This is a genomic window from Nocardia sp. JMUB6875, assembly GCF_041154655.1.
In the GTDB taxonomy this organism is placed as follows: domain Bacteria; phylum Actinomycetota; class Actinomycetes; order Mycobacteriales; family Mycobacteriaceae; genus Nocardia.
Genome location: NZ_BAAFGR010000400.1, coordinates 1 through 1,043, shown reverse-complemented (window position 1 = coordinate 1,043; position 1,043 = coordinate 1). Strand labels below are relative to the sequence as shown.

At 68.6% G+C, this 1,043-nt stretch carries 1 protein-coding gene; it reads right to left on the bottom strand.

The annotated features are described in order from the left end of the window. Window positions 1–739 (bottom strand): alpha/beta hydrolase (locus tag ACAM49_RS40235; protein WP_369640750.1); only part of this gene is annotated, 739 nt, incomplete at its 3' end. Between the last annotated feature and the right edge of the window lie 304 nt (window positions 740–1,043).

Below are 1,043 nucleotides of genomic sequence, written 5' to 3'. Positions count from 1 at the left end.
GGGTGGGGATTGGGGAGAGGGGTGGGAGGGCATCGGTGCGGTTGTAGGTGGTGAAGGCGTGGAGGAAGGCGGCCATTGTGACGATGGGGGTTTGGTTGTGGATGGCGTTGGCGAGGGTGAGCCAGCGGGCGGCGATCGGGCGATCGCCGCGCTGGGCCTTGCGGATGATCGGCGCTAATGCCTTGCCCGCCAGGAGTTTCGCGCAGTGCATGAGGTTGGGGGCGTGGTGCACGGCGGATTGGAAGAGGGAGATGAGCGGGTGGCGTAGGAAGCGGCCGAGGCCCGCCTCGGTGAGGCTGCTCGCGGCGGTTGCGATGAGCCCGACACCGATGACGCGGGTGCCGATCTCGCCCGGGTTGCGGCTGACGTAGGTCAGCACGCTCATGCCGCCCATGGAATGTCCGACGAGAACGACCGGGCCGGTCGGTGCGACGGCGGCGACTACAGCGGCCAGATCGTCAGCGAGCTGCTCGAGCGTGTAGGTGCGGCGGTCGGCACGGGCGGACTCACCGTGTCCGCGGTGGTCGTAGCTGACGATCCGCGCGTTCGGATACTGCCGCCGCAGCCCGTCGCGAACCGGCGTCCAGCTCTCCCCGCGTCCGCAATGCCCGTGCGCGAAAACCACCGTCACATCGGCATCCCGGGGACCGCAGATCCGAACCTCGAGCGCCACACCATCTTCGGTCCGGACCACGGCGCGAGCCTGCCCGGCGGCGGCGAGAGTACTCACGGTCGACATCGGGGCTCCAATTCCTCGGCGGGTGTGAATCCACTATTCGCCCGGCGCGCCGTCGGCAGCAGATGCCCGTGGAGTGAGGAACGCCGCCCAAGGTGTCGTCGAAAACCACCAAGGTGTCGGGCCTCAGGCCCATGTCGGTCGGGGTCCGGTCGGCGTATCGGTGGTTACGATCAGGGGATCGGGGGCGATTCTCACGTGGAGAGGTGAGGCGGATGGGTGATGGGCGAGCAGGACTCGGGCGGGACGCAGCCTGACCTGCGGATTGGAGTCGCCGCGGAGTTGGCCGCGGCGGGGTTCGATGATG